This is a genomic window from Streptomyces sp. RPT161 (genome assembly GCF_027533845.1).
Classification (GTDB): Bacteria; Actinomycetota; Actinomycetes; order Streptomycetales; family Streptomycetaceae; genus Streptantibioticus_A; species Streptantibioticus_A silvisoli_A.
Window position 1 is genome coordinate 37,810 of record NZ_JAPZVN010000024.1, and the last position, 16,520, is coordinate 54,329.

Consider the following 16,520-nt stretch of genomic DNA (forward strand, 5'->3'; position numbering starts at 1 on the left):
GCAACTCCTCAAGCGTGGACAGGGCGGGCCTGGGCGTCTGGCGACGACCGTTCCGATGGCAGGCTACCTTCCCCGCCGCCGTCCGCGTCAGTCGAGTCATGGGACCACCGCTTGGCGATCACCGCGCAGACCATGAGTTGCATCTGGTGGAACAGCATCAGCGGCAGGATCATCAGGCCCGCGTGCCCGCCGAACAGCACGCTGGCCATCGGCAGCCCGTTCGCCAGACTCTTCTTGGAGCCGCAGAAGACTATGGCGGTGCGGTCCGCGCGGGAGAAGCCGAGCCTGCGGGAGGCCACCGAGGTGAGGCAGAGCACCAGGCCGAGCAGCACCGCCTCGACCCCGAGCAGCGCCGACAGCCGGGCCGCCGTCACCTGGTGCCAGATGCCGTGCACCATGCCCTCGCTGAACGCCGTGTAGACCACGAACAGGATCGAGCTGCGGTCCACCAGTGAGAGCACCTTCTTGTGGCGGGCGACGAAGCCGCCGATCCAGCGCCGCAGCAACTGCCCGGCCAGGAACGGAGCCAGCAGTTGCAGCGCGATGTCGGCCAGACCGTGCGCGGAGAACCCGGCACCGCTGGAGTGCAGCAGCAGCCCGGCGAGTACCGGTGTGACGACCATGCCGAGCAGCGCGGAGTACGTCCCGGCGCAGATGGCCGCCGAGACGTTGCCGCGCGCGATCGAGGTGAACGCGATCGAGGACTGGATGGTCGAGGGCAGGATGCACAGATAGACGAACCCGGTGTAAAGCTGCGGGGTCAGCACGTACGGGACCAGGCCGCGGGCCGCCAGGCCCAGCAGTGGGAACACGGCGAAGGTGCTGAGCACCACGGTCAGGTGCAGCCGCCAGTGGCTCAGCCCCGCCAGCGCCTCACGGCTGGAGAGCCGGGCGCCGTAGAGGAAGAACAGCAGCGCGATCGCGAAGGTGGACGCCCCGTCGGCGACCGGCGCCGCGGCGCCCTTGGCGGGGAACAGCGCCGCCAGGCCCACGGTGGCGACGAGCGCCACGATGAACGGTTCGATCGGCATCCAGGACGGCCAGGACGGCAGCGTGACGCGGCGCATGTCTTCTCTCAGTCGGCTGTGGGACGGGTCGGTACCAACCAGTGCACGCCTTCGTGGGGACGGGGGCGGTGACCCTGGTCAGCCTGCTCCTCACCAGGCTCATTGTGAACCCCGTTCACCGGACTGATAATCATCACAATTCACGATAACGGGGCTACCATCGGGGACGTGTTCGATCCCACGCAGTTGCGGACCTTCCTCGCGGTGGCGCAGACCCTGAGCTTCACCCAGGCCGCGCACCGGCTGGAGCTGCGGCAGTCGACGGTGAGCCAGCACGTGCGCAAGCTGGAGGAGACCGCCGGGCGGCAGTTGTTCCTGCGCGACACCCATGGCGTGGAGCTGACCGAGGACGGAGAGGCGATGCTCGGCTTCGCCCGCACGATCCTGGAGGCCAACGAGCGGGCCGCGGGCTTCTTCGCGGGCACCCGGTTGCGCGGGCGGCTGCGCTTCGGCGCCTCGGAGGACTTCGTACTGAGCAGGCTGCCGGAGATCCTGGAGCGGTTCCGCCATGACCACCCCGAGGTCGACCTGGAGCTGACCGTCGAACTGTCCGGCACCCTGCACCAGCAACTGGCCGACGGGCGGCTGGACCTGGTACTGGGCAAGCGGGCCGCAGGGGAGACGCACGGGCGGCTGGTGTGGCGGGACCGGCTGGTGTGGATCGGCGGCGAACGGCTGCGGATCGAACCGGACCGCCCGGTGCCGCTGATCCTCTATCCGCCGCCGAGCATCACCCGGGCCCGCGCCCTGGAGGTGCTGGAGCGGGCGGGCCGCTCCTGGCACATCGCCTGCACCAGCGGCAGCCTCAGCGGGGTGCGCGCGGCGGCGCTCGCCGGGCTCGGCGTGGTCCCGCACGCCCAGGGGCTGGTCCCCCCGGGCCTGCGCCCCCTGCCCGCCCGGTCCTGCGGGCTCCCGGAGCTGGGCGGGGTGGACTTCGTGCTGCTGCACGGGCGGCGCGCGACGGCGGCCCAGGAGCCCGCCATGGCGCTGTCCCGGGCGGTGCTCGCCGCGGGCGACCGGCTGCACCGGCCGATGTGACCTCAGCGCGGCCCTTCGTAGGTGAGCTGCTTGACCTGGCGCAGGATGGGCGCGGTCTCGACCTGCTGCACCCCGTCGAGGGCGCCGATCCGCTCGCTCAGATACCGGTACAGGCCCGAGGTGTCCCGGCAGACGGCGACGGCGACCACGTTCGACGGGCCGGTGATGGCCGCGGCGAAGACGATCTCGCGGTGTTCGGCGAGTGCGGCGCCCACCGATGCCAGGGCGGACGGGGTGACGGTCAGCCAGAGGGTGGCCTTGGTCTCGTATCCGATCAGGCCGGAGTCGAACTGGACGTCGACGAACAGCACACCGCTGCGCCGCAGTTGCTCCAGGCGGCGCCGGACCGCCGACTCCGACTGCCCCGTCACCTTCCGCAGTTCGGTGACCGGGGTGCGGCCGTCGCGTTCCAGCGCGGCCAGCAGCAGCTCGTCGGTGGCGTCGAGCACCACCGGGTCGGCTCCCGGCGGATCCACCGGTGGCGGGGCGAGCGCGGCGACCTGCTCGGGCGCGAGTATCCGCGACTTGGTGAACCAGCCGAGCGATCCGCCGTAAAAGGTGTGCAGCAGGCAGTGCGCGCTCACCGCGGTGACCCGCGGGGTGCGCTGAAGCTTGTCGAACAGCAGGCTGTCGCGCTCGTCGCGGCTGCGCGCGACCATCACGCAGAGCACCTCGGTACCGCCGGACGTCAGGCCGACCCAGGAGGTGTCGGGGCGCCGGGCGAGCGCGGTGGCCAGTCCCTCCGCGGCGTCCGGGGTGCAGCTCAGCCGCAGGTACCAGCGGGTGCGGCCGAGCCGGGTCCCGTCGGTGACCCCGATGACCCGCAGGCCGCCGCTGGTGCGCAGTCTGGCGTAGCGGCGGGCGACGGTCTGGTCGGAGACGCCGAGCACGCCGGCGATCCTGCTGAACGCGGCCCGGCCGTCCAGTTGCAGCGCCTGTAGCAGCTGGAGGTCCAGCTCGTCGGCGACGAGGGAATCCACCGCTCCACCGTCCTCGAATGTCGGTTTCCGCCGCCGCTCTCGCTCTGCCTGGCACGTATCGGCGCCGCCCGTTCATCGTACGTACCGCAACCAACGAACGAGGCAAGGGGCTTTCCATGCGCAAGTGGGCACCGCTGATCGCGGTCTGCCTGGGTACGTTCATGCTGCTGCTCGACGTGACGATCGTGACGGTGGCGCTGCCGGACATGGCGGGGGCGCTGCACGCCTCACTGGCCAGCCTGCAGTGGGTGATCGACAGCTACGCCCTGGCTCTGGCCGCGCTGCTGCTGGGCGTGGGATCGGCGGCGGACGTGCTGGGCCGCCGCCGGACGTACGTGGCCGGGACGGTGCTGTTCGCCGCCGCGTCACTGGCCTGCGGGCTCAGCTCTAGCGCGGGGATGCTGGTGGCGATGCGCGGGGTGCAGGGGGTCGGCGGCGCGGCGATGTTCGCGACGACGCTCTCCCTGCTCGGCGCGGAGTACCAGGGCCGCGACCGGGGTGTGGCGTTCGGCGTGTGGGGCGCGGTCTCCGCCGCGGCGGCGGCGCTCGGCCCGGTGCTCGGCGGCCTGCTGACGCAGAACCTGGACTGGCGGTGGATCTTCTACGTCAACCTGCCGGTCAGCGTGGCCGCGGTGGCGCTGACGCTCCGGGTGGTCGGTGAGTCGCGGGGCCGAGCCGGGCAGCGGGTGGACGTGTTCGGCACCCTGTCCTGGACGGTCTTCGCCGGTACCGGGGTCTACGCGGTGGTGCGCGCGGACGCGGTGGGCTGGGGTTCGGCGGCCACGCTGGGCACCCTCGCGGTCTCCGCGGTGGCGCTGCTGGTGTTCCTGTTCGCCCAGTTGCGGGCGGCGGATCCGATGCTGGATCCGCGGCTGTTCCGCGGCGCGTCGTTCAGCGGTGTGATGGCGGCGGCGTTCGCGATCAGCGCGGCGGCGTTCGGCGTACTGCCGTACACCTCGATCTGGCTGCAGACGGTGTTGGGGTTCAGCCCGCTCAAGGGCGGGCTGGTGCTGGTACCGCTGGCCGCCGCGTCATTCGTGGCGGCGGCGGTGGGCGGACGGCTGCTGCACGGTGTCCCCGCCCGGCTGACGGTGGGCGTCGGCATGCTGCTGATCGGCGCCGGGGCTCTGGCGCAGGCCGTGCTGGGCGCCGGCTCCGACTGGCCGTCCCTGCTGCCGGGCCTGGTCGTGGCGGGCGTCGGCGTGGGCGTGGCCACCCCCGCGCTGTCCCAGGCGGCGCTGTCCTCGGTACCGCCGCACCGGGCCGGGATGGCGGGCGGCGCGGTCAACACCTTCCGGCAGCTCGGCTACGCGCTCGGGGTGGCCCTCTTCGGCACCCTGGCCGCCTCCCGGATGACACACGCCCTGACCGGTGAGGCCGCCGACCCGCACGGCACGGCGCAGGCCCTCGCCGGTGGGGCCGCACGGCAGCTGCTGTCCGCCCGGGTGGCCGCCCCGCACGCGCTGCGGGCCGCCTACGCCTCGGGCCTGGACGCCGCCGCGCTGGCCGCGGGTGCGGTGGGGATCGTGGCGGGCGTACTGGTGCTGCTGCTGGTCCGTACCCCGAACGCGCCGGTGCCGGGCCCACGGCGGGCGGCGGAGCAGGTACCGGTGCGGGCCAACGCGGGATGAACGGGAGTCGGCGCCGGCCAGCACCTGTAAGGCGCGGGTGAGTGCCCCGGAAAGATGGCGGAGAGATTCGGTGCAGATCCACGGTCCGTTACATCGCGGAAACCGTAAGGTAGTTCCCGAAGTTTCCGGCATAACGCGACGACACGGGTGATCACCCGGCCGACAAGTCCGGATTCGCCGTATCTGCAGGCCTCTCCCCTGGCGCGACAGGATCAGGTAGCTTACGGGCCCGCCCGGCATCCTTGCCCCACGGGTCCGCTTTACGGCCACTGTTCCCCTCCCGGGCGACAGCACCATCGTCGAAGCGCCGCGCGGGGCGCTCCCGAGGAGCAGAATTGCGCGAGTTCAGTGTCCCGCCACTGGCGACGGCGCCCCAGGTCGGGGGACTGGCCGACGCCGTGTACAGCAACGCCGCGCAGGCGCCCGACCATGTGGTGCTCGGGCGCAAGACGGACGGCGCATGGCGGGACGTGACCGCGGCACGGTTCCGCGACGAGGTGCTGGCGCTGGCCAAGGGACTGCTCGCCACCGGGATCCGGTTCGGCGACCGGGTCGGGATCATGTCCCGCACCCGCTACGAATGGACGCTGTTCGACTTCGCGTTGTGGTCGATCGGCGCCCAGCCGGTGCCGGTCTACCCCACCTCGTCGTCGGAGCAGGTCTACTGGATGCTCCACGACTCCGGCGCGGTGGCCTGCGTGGTCGAGCACGAGGACCACGCGATGACCATCGGCGCGGTGGTCGACCGGCTGCCGCAGCTCACCCGGCTGTGGCAGCTGGACGCCGGTGCGGTCGCGGAGTTGACCGCCGCTGGAGCGCACATCGACGACGACGTGGTCGACCGCCACCGGTTCGCGGTGACGCCCGACGCGGTGGCCACCGTCATCTACACCTCCGGCACCACAGGCCGCCCCAAGGGCTGTGTGCTGACCCACGCCAACTTCATGGCTGAGGCCGACAACGTGGTGGCCCGCTGGGAGCCGGTGTTCCACTCCAGGCCCGGCGACGAGGCGGGCACTTTGCTGTTCCTGCCACTGGCACACGTCTTCGGCCGCATGGTGGAGGTCGCGGCGATCCGCGCCCGGGTGCGGCTGGGCCACCAACCGAGCCTGGCGGCGAGGGACTTGCTCCCCGACCTGGCCGCCTTCCAGCCCACCTTCACGCTCGCGGTGCCGTACGTCTTCGAGAAGGTCTTCCACGCCGCGCGCCGCAAGGCGGAGGCGGATGGCAGGCTCGGCCCGTTCGACAAGGCCGTCGAGGTGGCGGTGCGCTACGCGGAGGCGCAGGAGCACAAGGCGTTCGGCACCGGCCCCGGCCCCAGCGCCGCGCTGCGGATGCAGCACCAGGTGTACGAGAAGCTGGTCTACACCAAGGTGCGCGCGGCGCTCGGCGGCCGGATGCGGCACGGGATGTCCGGCGGCTCGGGGATGGAACGCCGGCTCGGGCTGTTCTTCGCCGGTGCGGGCGTGACCATCTACGAGGGGTACGGGCTGACCGAGTCCACCGCCGCCGCGACCGCCAACCCGCCGGAGCGCACCCGGTTCGGCACAGTGGGCCAGCCGGTGCCGGGCACGACCGTGCACATCGCGGACGACGGGGAGGTGTGGCTGCGCGGCGGCCAGGTCTTCGCCGGGTACCTGAACAACCCCAAGGCGACCGACGAGGTGCTGCACGACGGCTGGCTGGCCACCGGTGACCTGGGCGCGCTGGACGACGACGGCTATCTGACCATCACCGGCCGCAAGAAGGAGATCCTGGTCACCAGCGGTGGCAAGAGCGTCTCACCGGTGCTGCTGGAGGAGCGGGTGCGGGCGCATCCGCTGGTCGCGCAGTGCGTGGTGGTCGGCAACGACCGGCCGTACGTCGCGGCGCTGGTCACCCTGGATCCGGACGGGGTGACCCACTGGCTGTCGATGCGCGGCAAGCCGCCGCTGCCGCCCGCCGAGCTGGTCCGCGACCCGGACCTGGAGACCGAGATCCGGCGGGCTGTGGTCGCCGCCAACACCCTCGTCTCGCAGGCCGAGTCCATCCGTACGTTCCGCATCCTCGCGGCGCAGTTCAGTGAGGAGAAAGGGTTGCTCACCCCCTCACTGAAGTTGAAGCGGAAGGCGATCGAGAAGGCCTACTCGGTGGAGATAGACGCGCTGTACCGGGCCTGAACAGCGGCTTTCGGCCACACGGCACAGCGCCACCCGAACGGAGGGGAATGCCTGGCAGGTGGCTCCTCGTTGGAACAGGGGAGACATCGGAGTCGGAGCTAAGGAAACGACCGCTCGTGAGCAAAGTCCCCGCCATCACCCTGAACAACGGCGTCACGATGCCGCAACTGGGCTACGGCGTCTGGCAGGTTCCGGACGCGCAGGCCACCGACGCGGTGCGCACCGCCCTGGAGGCCGGTTACCGCAGCATCGACACCGCCGCCGCCTATGGCAACGAGGGGGGCGTCGGCCGGGCGATCAGCAGCTCCGCCATTGCGCGTGAGGAAATCTTCGTCACCACGAAGGTGTGGAACAACCACCACGGCTACGACAGCACACTGCGGGCCTTCGACAGCTCGCTGGCCAAGCTGGGGCTGGAGCGGCTCGACCTGTACCTGATCCACTGGCCGGTGCCGTCCCGCGACCTGTACGTGGACACCTGGCGCGCGCTGGAGAAGCTCTACGCCGACGGCCTGGTCCGGGCGATCGGCGTGTGCAACTTCCAGCCCGCGCACCTGCGGCGGCTGCTGGACGAGACCGACGTCGTGCCCGCGGTGAACCAGATCGAGCTGCACCCCCACTTCCAGCAGGCCGAGCTGCGCGCCTTCCACGCCGAGCACGACATCGCCACCGAGGCCTGGTCACCGCTGGGCCAGGGCAAGGGGCTGCTGGACGATCCGACGATCGGCAAGATCGCCGAGAAGCACGGCCGCACCCCGGCCCAGATCGTGCTGCGCTGGCACATCCAGCTCGGCAACGTGGCGATCCCCAAGTCGGTGACCCCGTCCCGCATCGCCGAGAACATCGACGTGTTCGGCTTCGAGCTGGACGGCGACGACCTCGCGGCGCTGGCCGGACTGGACAGCGGCACCCGGCTGGGCCCGGACCCGGACACGTTCGACATGATCTGAGCCCTCGGGCGCCCCGCCGGTGAGGACGGCGGGCACCCGGAAATCCGGATGCGCGCCGTGCCACCGGCCGCGAGTATGGGCCCGTGGACGCCATGAACGACGCGCCAGCGGAGCGCTTCATCCGCGACGGCTTCGTCAGGATCGAGGGCGCGTTCCCCCGGAAGACGGCACTGGCCTGCGCCGAACTGCTGTGGGAGCAGACCGGTATGGCCCCCGACGATCCGTCGACCTGGCGGCAACCGGTCTACCGGGTCGGCGACATGGCACAGCCACCCTTCGCCGCGGCCGCCAACAGCCCGGCCCTGCATGCCGCGTTCGACCTGCTGACCGGCGAGGGCCGGTGGACGCCGCGCCGTTCACTCGGAGGCTTCCCGCTGCGCTTCCCGCATGAGCTGGAGCCGCATGACGCCGGATGGCACATCGACGGCAGCTACCTGCCCGACGGCGCCGACCCCCGGTGGCACCACGTCAACCTGCGCTCCAAGGGGCGCCTGCTGCTGATGCTGTTCCTCTTCTCCGAGGTGGGCGAGGACGACGCGCCCACCCGGATCAGGGTGGGCTCGCATCTGGACGTGCCACCGATCCTGCGGCGGTACGGCGAGCAGGGGGTCTCGATGCTGGCGATCGCGCAGGAGGTGGCGCGGGCTTCGGCACATCGGCCGCTCGCCCACGCCACCGGTTCGCCGGGCGATGTGTACCTGTGCCATCCGTTCCTGGTGCACGCCGCGCAGCCACACCGCGGCAGCCGCCCGCGGTTCATGGCCCAGCCGCCGCTGTACCCCGCGGTCGAGTGCGAGCTGGAGCGCGCGGACGGCGGCTACTCCCCCGTCGAGTTCGCCATCCGCGCCGGCCTGCAGACCGCGGCTACTGCCGCTTGGCCGCCGGGAGCTGCTTCCCGGTAGCGCCGTCCACCAGCTTGCGGTTGTCCAGCGGTGCCTTCAACGTGGTGCTGACCTGGGTGAGTTGGGCGATGTCCGGGCACATCTGCCCCGGCTTCTGGTGCTTGGTCACCTGCACGGTCAAGGTGACGTCCGACGTCGCTTCACTGGCCCGCAGCGCGACGGTCTCGCAGCCCCCGCGTACCGCTTCGGTGCGCAGCGTACGGCCGTCGGAGGCAACGGTGACCTGCTTGGTGATCGGCTGGTCCTTCGGCTGACCGGCGGCCGTGCCCCCGCCGGGGGCGGCGCTCGGGGCGTGTGAGCCGCTCGGGCTGGTGGAGGTCGGGCCGCTGGCCGGGGAGACGGTTTTGTTGCCGCAGCCGGTCAGGGCGGTGGTCGCGGCGATGGCCGCCGCGGCGGTCAGAGCAAGAAGTCGTCCGTTCATGTGGATGTGACGCATGAGGCGCGATCCGGGTTCCGTCCCCGCGGACCACGGATCCGACGCGCCGAGTCCACCCCGTATCGGCCCACGGACGTGGACCGGCAACGGCGACGGACGTACCCTCACCCGTCGCGGATTGGCAATGCCCCATCAACCTCCGGCGCCTCTGCCCAGGCCCGGGGCCAGCGCCTTCAGGGGGAAACGTCGACCGCTCGCCACCGTCGCGGCCACCGAGCCCGCGAAGAGATGTCCATGATGTGGAATGACCTGTCCCGAATTGCGAGATCGGCCTACTCTGCCGCTACCGGACCGAAGGCAGGGAATCTTCCGAAGGGAGCCTCACCATGGCCGCGTACACCCATGGACACCACGAGTCCGTACTGCGCTCGCACCGCTGGCGCACCGCGCGGAACTCCGCGGCGTATCTGATCGGTCATCTGCGGCCCGGCATGCGGCTGTTGGACGTGGGCTGCGGCCCGGGAACGATCACCGCCGACCTGGCCGAGCTGGTCGCCCCCGGACGGGTGAGCGCCGTCGACACGGCGGAGAGTGTGCTGGAGTCGGCCGCCCGGGTCGCCGCGGAACGCGGCCTGGACAACGTCGAGTTCCGCACCGCCGACGTGCACGCGCTGGAGTTCGCCGACGACACCTTCGACGTGGTCCACGCCCACCAGGTGCTCCAGCACGTGGCCGACCCGGTCCAGGCGCTGCGCGAGATGCGCCGGGTGTGCAGGCCCGGCGGCATCGTGGCGGCCCGGGACTCGGACTACCACGGCTTCGTGTGGTATCCCCGACTGCCCGCGCTGGACGAGTGGATGGACCTGTACCAGCGATGTGCCCGGGCCAACGGCGGTGAGCCGAACGCCGGGCGGCGGATGCTGGCCTGGGCCCGCGCCGCCGGGTTCACCGACATCACGCCGAGCACCAGCACCTGGTGCCACGCCGACGACGCGGACCGCGCCCACTGGGGCGGCATGTGGGCCGACCGCATCCTGCACTCGGCCATGGCCGACCAGGCCCGCCGGGACGGCATGGCCACCGAGGACGGCCTGCGCCGCATCTCGGCCGCCTGGCGCACCTGGTCCGCGGACCCCGACGGCTGGCTGAGCGTCCTGCACGGCGAGATCATCTGCCGCGCGTGACCGGCGCGTCGGCGGCTCAACGCCCGGCGCGGCGGCCCTTCATCAGGACGTAGACCAGGACACCGGCGAACAGGAACAGCGTGCCCTGGTACACCGCCGCGTATCCGGCACCGGCGACCAGCCACATGGAGAAGCCGAACGCACCCAGCGCCATGGCCACGTCGCGTGCGAAGCGACCCGGCCGCACCTGCTCGCGGCGGCCGGAGACCAGCCAGTACAACTGGGCGGCGGCGGCCAGCAGATAGGGCACGGTGGCCGAGAACGTGGTGATCAGCACCAGGATGTTGAACACCCCTGTGGCGCCGGTCGTGTAGTTGACGATGGTGAGCAGCGAGGCGAGCACCACGCCGACGAGCACGCCGAAGGTCGGCACACCACGCTGCTTCTTGGTGAACGCGGCCGGGAACAGCCCGTCCTGGGCGGCGGCGTAGGGCGCCTGGGCGCTCATCAGTGTCCAGCCGTTGAGCGCGCCGATGATGGAGATCACCGCGCAGACCGCGATGAGCGTGCCGCCCCACTGGCCGCCGAACATGTTGTTGACCGCGTCGGAGAAGGGGGCGGAGGACTTCACCAGGTCGCGGTGCGACACAGTGCCGAACACCGAGACGGTGCCGAGCAGGTAGACCAGCGCGGCGCCGATGGTGCCCAGCACGCTGGCCCGGCCGACGTTGCGCTCCGGGTCGCGCACCTCGCCCGCGCTCATCGCGGCGGACTCCACGCCCACGTAGGAGTAGAGCAGCAGCGCGGCCGAGGCGGAGATCCCGCCGAGCAGGTTGCCGCCACTGGGATCGAAGGGGCCGAGGTTGTGCGGGTCGAAGAAGAACAGGCCGATGACGGCGACGAACAGCAGCGGCAGGAACTTCAGCACGGTGGAGACGATCTGCACCGCGCCGACCCAGCGGGTGCCCGCGAGGTTCGCCAGGGCGGGCAGCCACAGCGCGGCGAGCGCCACCGCGAGGTGGGTCCACTTGGAGAAGTGGCCGGGGAAGACCACGTCGATGTAGCCGACGGCGGCCACCGCCAGCGCCGCGTTACTGACCCAGGTCATCACCCAGTACGACCATGCGGACAGGAACCCGGCGAAGTCGCCGAACGCCTCCCGGGCGTAGACGTACGGTCCGCCGGTGCGCGGGTTGCGCTGGGCGAGGCGGCCGAAGACCAGGGCGAGGGTGATCGCGCCGACCGTCAGCACCACGAAGGCGAGCAGGCTGAGCGTGCCGAAGGGGGCGACGGAGGACGGCAGCAGGAAGATGCCGCCGCCGATGATGTTTCCCATCACCAAAGCAGTGGCGGTGGGCAGCCCGAAACGCCGCGCGTGATGGGTCCCGTTCTCGGCCGGGTCGGCCGGCGGGGCCATGGTCTCGCTCGCGGTGTCGTGCATGGGTGTACGCGCCTCTCCTGCGTCCCGCCGCCGCACCGCACATCGCCGGGGCCGGTGCGGTCGCACCGGTCCCGGCGATGACACGACGGAAGGTTGTTCTCCTTGTTCGGAGCGTCCCCATGGTGGACCAGTCCGCACACGTCAACAAATCGATTGCGGTTGTTTCGGGCCATGACCCCGCGCACGGTAAATGTTGCGGTCCGGCCGCCGTCGGACCGCAGAAACGCCAAAGGGCGCACGGCCCGGGATTCCGAGCCGTGCGCCCTGTCCGGGCGGGCGGGATCAGGCGGCGTCGCGGCGCCGGCGCAGTCCGAACGCGATGGCCCCGCCAGCGGCGATCACCAGGCCGGCGGCCAGCCCGACGGGCAGGGCCGGGAAGGACGCACCGGTCTCGGCGAGCTGCTGCTGGGCGATGTCGTCGGTGCTGGCGGCGTTACCGGTGTTGTCAGAGATGCTGGAGTCACCGGAGTTGTCGGAGCCGCCGTGCGACGGCGGAATCGGCTTCACCGAGGCGACGGAGCCGTCCGAATTCAGCAGCACCTGCTGGTCGTTGGGGTGCCTGAAGTCGAGCAGCGCCCCTATCGAGGTGGCCCGCTGGTCGAAGGAGCCGTCGCCGATGCGCCGGGTGCCCCAGTTGTCCTCGATGAACTTGGTGATCGAGGTCTGCTCGGTCTGGGTGTGGTCGACCTTGTTCACCTTGCTGAACGGGGAGATCAGCAGCAGCGGCTGCCGGGCGCCCGGTCCGCAGCGGTCCGCGTAGCCACCGGCGGGCGCGGGGCCGGCCTGGCAGGCGGGGTTGTCGACCGCCTTGCCGTCGGAACCCTTGGCGGAGTCCTTCGAGCCGTTCAGCGGCGGCGCGAAGACGTGGTCGTACCAGCCGTCGGAGTCGTCGTAGGCGAGCGCGATCGCGGTGTCGCGCCACTGCGGCGACTTCTGGATCTGGTTGATCTCCTTGACCAGGAAGTGCTGCTCGTCGATCGGGTCGGAGTAACCGGCGTGGCCGTCCTGGTAGGCCGGCGCCTTCAGGAAGCTGACCGAGGGCAGTCTGCCCGCCTTGACCACGGCGTCGAAGTCGCTGAGGTCGTAGTTGTGGTTGGCGCGGCCGTTGTGCCCGATCTCGTTGATCGAGGCGGGCGCGAGGTGGTGCGGGTTCGAGGTGGACTGGTAGTACTCGAACGGGTCGTGGTGCGGGCTGTAGTCCTCCACCGCCGCGCCGCCGACGTTGGTGTGCGTGGTGCCCTTGCACTGGGCGTACGAGCCCTGCCGGCCGTTCCACGGAGTGCTGGGCCGGAAGCCGCCCTGGAACCAGCCCCAGCTGACGCCCTTGGCGTTGAGCCGGTCACCGATGTTCGGGCCGGTCATCTCGGCCAGCGCGTCCTTGGCGGTGTGGTCCTTGTTGGCGCAGTCGTCGAAGGCCGGGTCCGGGTCGTTGATCACGGTGCCGACGCCCTTGGCGTTGGGCGACTGGACCGTGTAGGGGTCGGGCGTCTTGGTCTGCTTGGGGTGCTCGGTGCCGGAGGCCGGGTCCACCGAGACCACGCCGTGCGTCTGCCCGGAGACCAGCTCCAGCGCGCCGGGCGTCGACGGGCCGTAGGCGGAGCCGAACGACTTGTCGTTGAGCGTGTAGTGCTGGGCGTAGTTCCACAGCGCGGTGACGGTGTTGCCGTCGTAGTAGTCCATCGCCAGGCCCGGTTCGCCGAACAGGTTGCCCGAGCACTTGCCCGAGTCGGTGTTCTGCACGAACTGGTCGGCCTTGCCGCCGTCGTACGCGTACTGCTCGGGGCTGTAGTCGTGGTTCTGGTCGCAGGTCATCGCCTGCGACGGGCTCAGCCGCTGCGGGGCGTACTGGTTGGGGTTCTTCGTCAACAGCCCCGCGTTGGCGAGGGTGTTGGTGTCCTTCGGGGTCTTCGGGGACGCGGTGAACTTCGTGCCGTCGCTGTTCGCCGCCTTGGGGTAGGTGGCGAAGTAGTGGTCGAAGGAGATGTTCTCGTCGAAGATCACGACGAGGTGCTTGACCGGCGTGGCGGTGCGCACCGGTCCGCCGTGGGCGGGCGCGGCGATCGCCGGTGCGGTGCCGCTCGCCGCCAGCACAGCTGCTCCGGCCAGTGCTCCCCACCGTGCCGCCCGGCGCCGGGTACCGGCCGGTGTCACTCTGACGGTCATGCCATGCCCTCCGTAAGCTGCGGTATGCCGCGTTCCGACCGGTGATGCTGGTGGCCGGCCGGGGCGGTACGGCGGAACTGCGATGACATCGAAGTGAACAGTTCACGTCAAGAGGGCGCGCCCTAGCCAGTCGTCGCGGTCCCGCACGCCGGGCAGGGCGAAGAAGTAGCCGCCGCCGAACGGTGAGATGTAGTCCACCAGCGGCTCACCCGCCAGCCGCTTCTGCACCGCGGTGAACTGCCGGTCCAGGTCCTGCTGGTAGCACAGGAACACCAACCCCATGTCGAGGTTGCCGTTGGAGTCCATCCCCTTGTCGTAGTTGTACGCGCGGCGCAGTAGCCGCTGGTCGTCGGTGGCCGGTGTGCGGGGGTTGGCCAGCCGGATGTGGCTGTCCAGCGGGATCACGTCGCCCTTGGGGTCCTGGGGGTACTGCGGGATGTCGCTCTCGGCGTCGCCGTCCAGGGGCGCGCCGCTGTCCCTGCGGCGGCCGAACATCCGCTCCTGTTCGCTGATCGAGACCCGGTCCCAGAACTCCACCAGCATCCGGATCAGCCGCACCACCTGGTAGCTGCCGCCCGCGGTCCACGCCGGTTCCCCCGAGCCGCTGGCCGGGACCCACACCAGGCGGTCCATCTCCCGGGTGTTGGAGGTGTCGGGGTTGGCGGTGCCGTCCTTGAACCCCATGTGGTTGCGCGGGGTGCCGGACGGGCGCGGTGCGCTGACGAAGCCGTCGATCCGCCAACGCACCTGTGCCCCGCCGCGGGTGTGCCGGGCGATGTCGCGCAGCGCGTGCAGCACGGTGTCGGTGGAGTCGGCGCACAGTTGCAGGCTCAGGTCGCCGTGGCACCAGGCCGGGTCGAGGTCGTCGTCCGGGAAGGTGTCCATCGCCCGCAGCCTGCGCGGCTTGCGGGCGCCCAGCCCGAACCGGCCGTCGAACAGCGAGGCCCCTGCGCCGACGGTCACGGTCAGCCGGTCGGCGGGCAGTCGTGGGCCGAGGGTGCCGGAGTCGGCGGGCGGCTCGGTGATGCCGAGGGACGGCGGGGTACCTCCCTCGGTCAGGAAGCGGGCCCGCTCGGTGATGGTGCGCAGCAGATCGGTCAGTTCACCCCGGTCGGCCGCGGTCACGTCCAACGCGGCCAGCACGCACTGGCGTTGCGACGCGGTGGTGACGCCCGCCTGGTGGACGCCGTGGAACGGGATGGTGGAGGGCGCGTCGAGCGGCGCGGCCTGCGCGGCGTCGGCCCGCACCAGACCGGTGGTGGCGGCGCCGGTGATCCCCGCGGCCGCGGCGCCGCGCAGGAAGAAGCGGCGGTCCAGCCCGGTCATGACGTCCTCCGTACATCGCATACCGCGGCGACCGCGGCGAGTTGCTCCACGGCGGCGCCGGTGTCGGCGTCGACCCGCTCGCGCTGGGTGCGGCTGAGGGCGTTCAGCGCGGTCCAGTGGCCGTCGGTTTCGAACCCGTCGAGGGTGTGCTGCATCCGGTCCAACGCGGCGTCCACCCGCGGGAGTTGGGGGAGGCGGGCGGCGGTCAGCAGCGGCCGCAGGTAGCCGAGCGCGGTCCTGGTGCCGTCGAGGTTGGCGCGGGCGGTGGCCAGGTTGCTGCCGCTGCCGTAGTCGGTCCGGCCGGTCAGCTCGAACTGAACGGTGTTCTCCAGGATCTCGTGCGCCCGCAGTCCCAGTTGTGCGGGGTCCATCCGCGCCTGCGACCAGCCGGACCGCAGTTGGTCCACGTCCTTGCCCAACTGGTCGGCGGGGCCGCGCAGTTGGTCGGCGCTCTGGCCGTGCCACAGGCCGTACTCGATACGGTGGAAGCCGGTGAAGCGCGGATCCGAGCTGCCCTGCGGCAGTCCGGCGGTGGTGCCGTTGATCGCCTTGTCGGCGTCGCCGAAGGTGCCGTACGCGGCGCCCATCCGCTCGTACACCAGATGCGCGGGCAGCCAGGCGGCGCGCGCGGCGTCGAGGTCCCCGCTGTCGACGGCGTCCTTCAACGCGCCGACCCTGTCGGCGAGCCGGCCCATCTGGCCGCCGATCCACTGCTGGTAGGCGATGGTGGGCGGGATCAGGTCGTGTTGGCTGACCGGTACCGCGGCGGGTCCGGCGGCGGCGTGACCGGCGATCCGGACCGTGGGGCCGGTCACGGCGTCGGCGTCGTCCGGCAGGCACTTGAAGGCGTAGGAGCCGCCGCCGAGGGTGACCTGGAGCGGGCGCGTGGTGCCCGGGGCCAGGCCCTCGACCTCGCCGTAGACCGCACCGGTGCCGGGATCGACCAGATCCACCTCGGCGGGGCCGCTGGAGGCGTTGTGGACGTCGAACACCTGGTCGCCGCCGTGCCCGTCGGTCCAGCCCTGCCCGCAGTCGCCCGCGGACATCGTCACCCGGGTGTGCGGCAACCCGTCCGGGTACGCGGCGCTCTGCCGCGCCGCGGGCCGGCCGGCACCGTCCATCGCGCTCACCAGCACCGCGACCACCACGGCGACCGCCACCAGCCCACCGCCCGCCGACAGCAGCCCACGCCGACCGCGCGGTATTCGTGGGCGGATCACTCGGCGGCTCCAGCGGGCACAGGACGTAAACGGCGTGGGCACCAGTGCGAAGGGCAGGGGTGCCGCCGCTCATCGTAGGGAGCCGGACAGCTCCGCACCTATGCGCGCGGGGCCGGGAAACCGGGAATTCGACGGGATTTCAC

The 16,520-nt window shown here is 71.4% G+C and carries 13 protein-coding genes; 6 read left to right on the forward strand and 7 right to left on the reverse strand.

Annotated features, from left to right (window positions below; genetic code table 11):
• Window positions 1-8: 8 nt before the first annotated feature.
• Entirely contained in the window at window positions 9-1,067 is a 1,059-nt protein-coding gene (locus O5O46_RS30485; protein WP_269858859.1) for a bile acid:sodium symporter family protein, read from the reverse strand.
• A 168-nt stretch (window positions 1,068-1,235) separates the two neighbouring features.
• On the opposite strand from O5O46_RS30485, the gene O5O46_RS30490 reads away from it, so the two are divergent.
• A complete protein-coding gene (locus O5O46_RS30490; protein WP_269858860.1) occupies window positions 1,236-2,105 on the forward strand; it encodes a LysR substrate-binding domain-containing protein in 870 nt (289 codons plus the stop codon).
• Between the two features lie 2 nt (window positions 2,106-2,107).
• Here the strand turns inward: O5O46_RS30490 and O5O46_RS30495 are convergent, their stop codons facing one another.
• On the reverse strand, window positions 2,108-3,085 hold the full coding sequence (locus tag O5O46_RS30495; RefSeq protein ID WP_269858861.1) for an Lrp/AsnC family transcriptional regulator: 978 nt from the start codon (window positions 3,083-3,085) through the stop codon (window positions 2,108-2,110).
• A gap of 116 nt (window positions 3,086-3,201) precedes the next feature.
• On the opposite strand from O5O46_RS30495, the gene O5O46_RS30500 reads away from it, so the two are divergent.
• From O5O46_RS30500 to O5O46_RS30515, 4 genes are all read left to right on the forward strand, one after another.
• Entirely contained in the window at window positions 3,202-4,716 is a 1,515-nt protein-coding gene (locus O5O46_RS30500) for an MFS transporter (protein WP_269858862.1), read from the forward strand.
• Between the two features lie 335 nt (window positions 4,717-5,051).
• Window positions 5,052-6,875, forward strand: coding sequence for an AMP-dependent synthetase/ligase (locus O5O46_RS30505; protein WP_269858863.1), 1,824 nt, complete (start codon window positions 5,052-5,054; stop codon window positions 6,873-6,875).
• Between the two features lie 116 nt (window positions 6,876-6,991).
• Entirely contained in the window at window positions 6,992-7,825 is an 834-nt protein-coding gene (locus O5O46_RS30510) for an aldo/keto reductase (protein WP_269858864.1), read from the forward strand.
• A 92-nt stretch (window positions 7,826-7,917) separates the two neighbouring features.
• Window positions 7,918-8,727: a phytanoyl-CoA dioxygenase family protein gene (locus O5O46_RS30515; RefSeq protein ID WP_269858908.1), complete on the forward strand. Its 810-nt coding sequence runs from the start codon at window positions 7,918-7,920 to the stop codon at window positions 8,725-8,727.
• Here O5O46_RS30515 and O5O46_RS30520 read toward each other — a convergent pair.
• Window positions 8,690-9,163 (reverse strand): hypothetical protein, encoded by a 474-nt coding sequence (locus tag O5O46_RS30520; RefSeq protein WP_269858865.1) that lies wholly within the window; start codon window positions 9,161-9,163, stop codon window positions 8,690-8,692. The genes O5O46_RS30515 and O5O46_RS30520 overlap by 38 nt on opposite strands.
• A 326-nt stretch (window positions 9,164-9,489) precedes the next feature.
• Between O5O46_RS30520 and O5O46_RS30525 the strand changes: the two genes are divergently transcribed.
• Window positions 9,490-10,287: a methyltransferase domain-containing protein gene (locus O5O46_RS30525; protein WP_269858866.1), complete on the forward strand. Its 798-nt coding sequence runs from the start codon at window positions 9,490-9,492 to the stop codon at window positions 10,285-10,287.
• 16 nt (window positions 10,288-10,303) lie between these two features.
• Here the strand turns inward: O5O46_RS30525 and O5O46_RS30530 are convergent, their stop codons facing one another.
• From O5O46_RS30530 to O5O46_RS30545, 4 genes are all read right to left on the reverse strand, one after another.
• Window positions 10,304-11,644 (reverse strand): amino acid permease, encoded by a 1,341-nt coding sequence (locus O5O46_RS30530; protein WP_269858909.1) that lies wholly within the window; start codon window positions 11,642-11,644, stop codon window positions 10,304-10,306.
• Window positions 11,645-11,950: 306 nt separating this feature from the next.
• A complete protein-coding gene (locus tag O5O46_RS30535) occupies window positions 11,951-13,831 on the reverse strand; it encodes a phospholipase C (RefSeq protein ID WP_269858867.1) in 1,881 nt (626 codons plus the stop codon).
• 102 nt (window positions 13,832-13,933) lie between these two features.
• On the reverse strand, window positions 13,934-15,157 hold the full coding sequence (gene efeB / locus O5O46_RS30540) for an iron uptake transporter deferrochelatase/peroxidase subunit (RefSeq protein WP_269858868.1): 1,224 nt from the start codon (window positions 15,155-15,157) through the stop codon (window positions 13,934-13,936).
• A complete protein-coding gene (locus O5O46_RS30545) occupies window positions 15,154-16,377 on the reverse strand; it encodes an EfeM/EfeO family lipoprotein (protein WP_269858869.1) in 1,224 nt (407 codons plus the stop codon). Before O5O46_RS30545 ends, efeB begins: the two co-directional genes overlap by 4 nt.
• Window positions 16,378-16,520 lie beyond the last annotated feature (143 nt).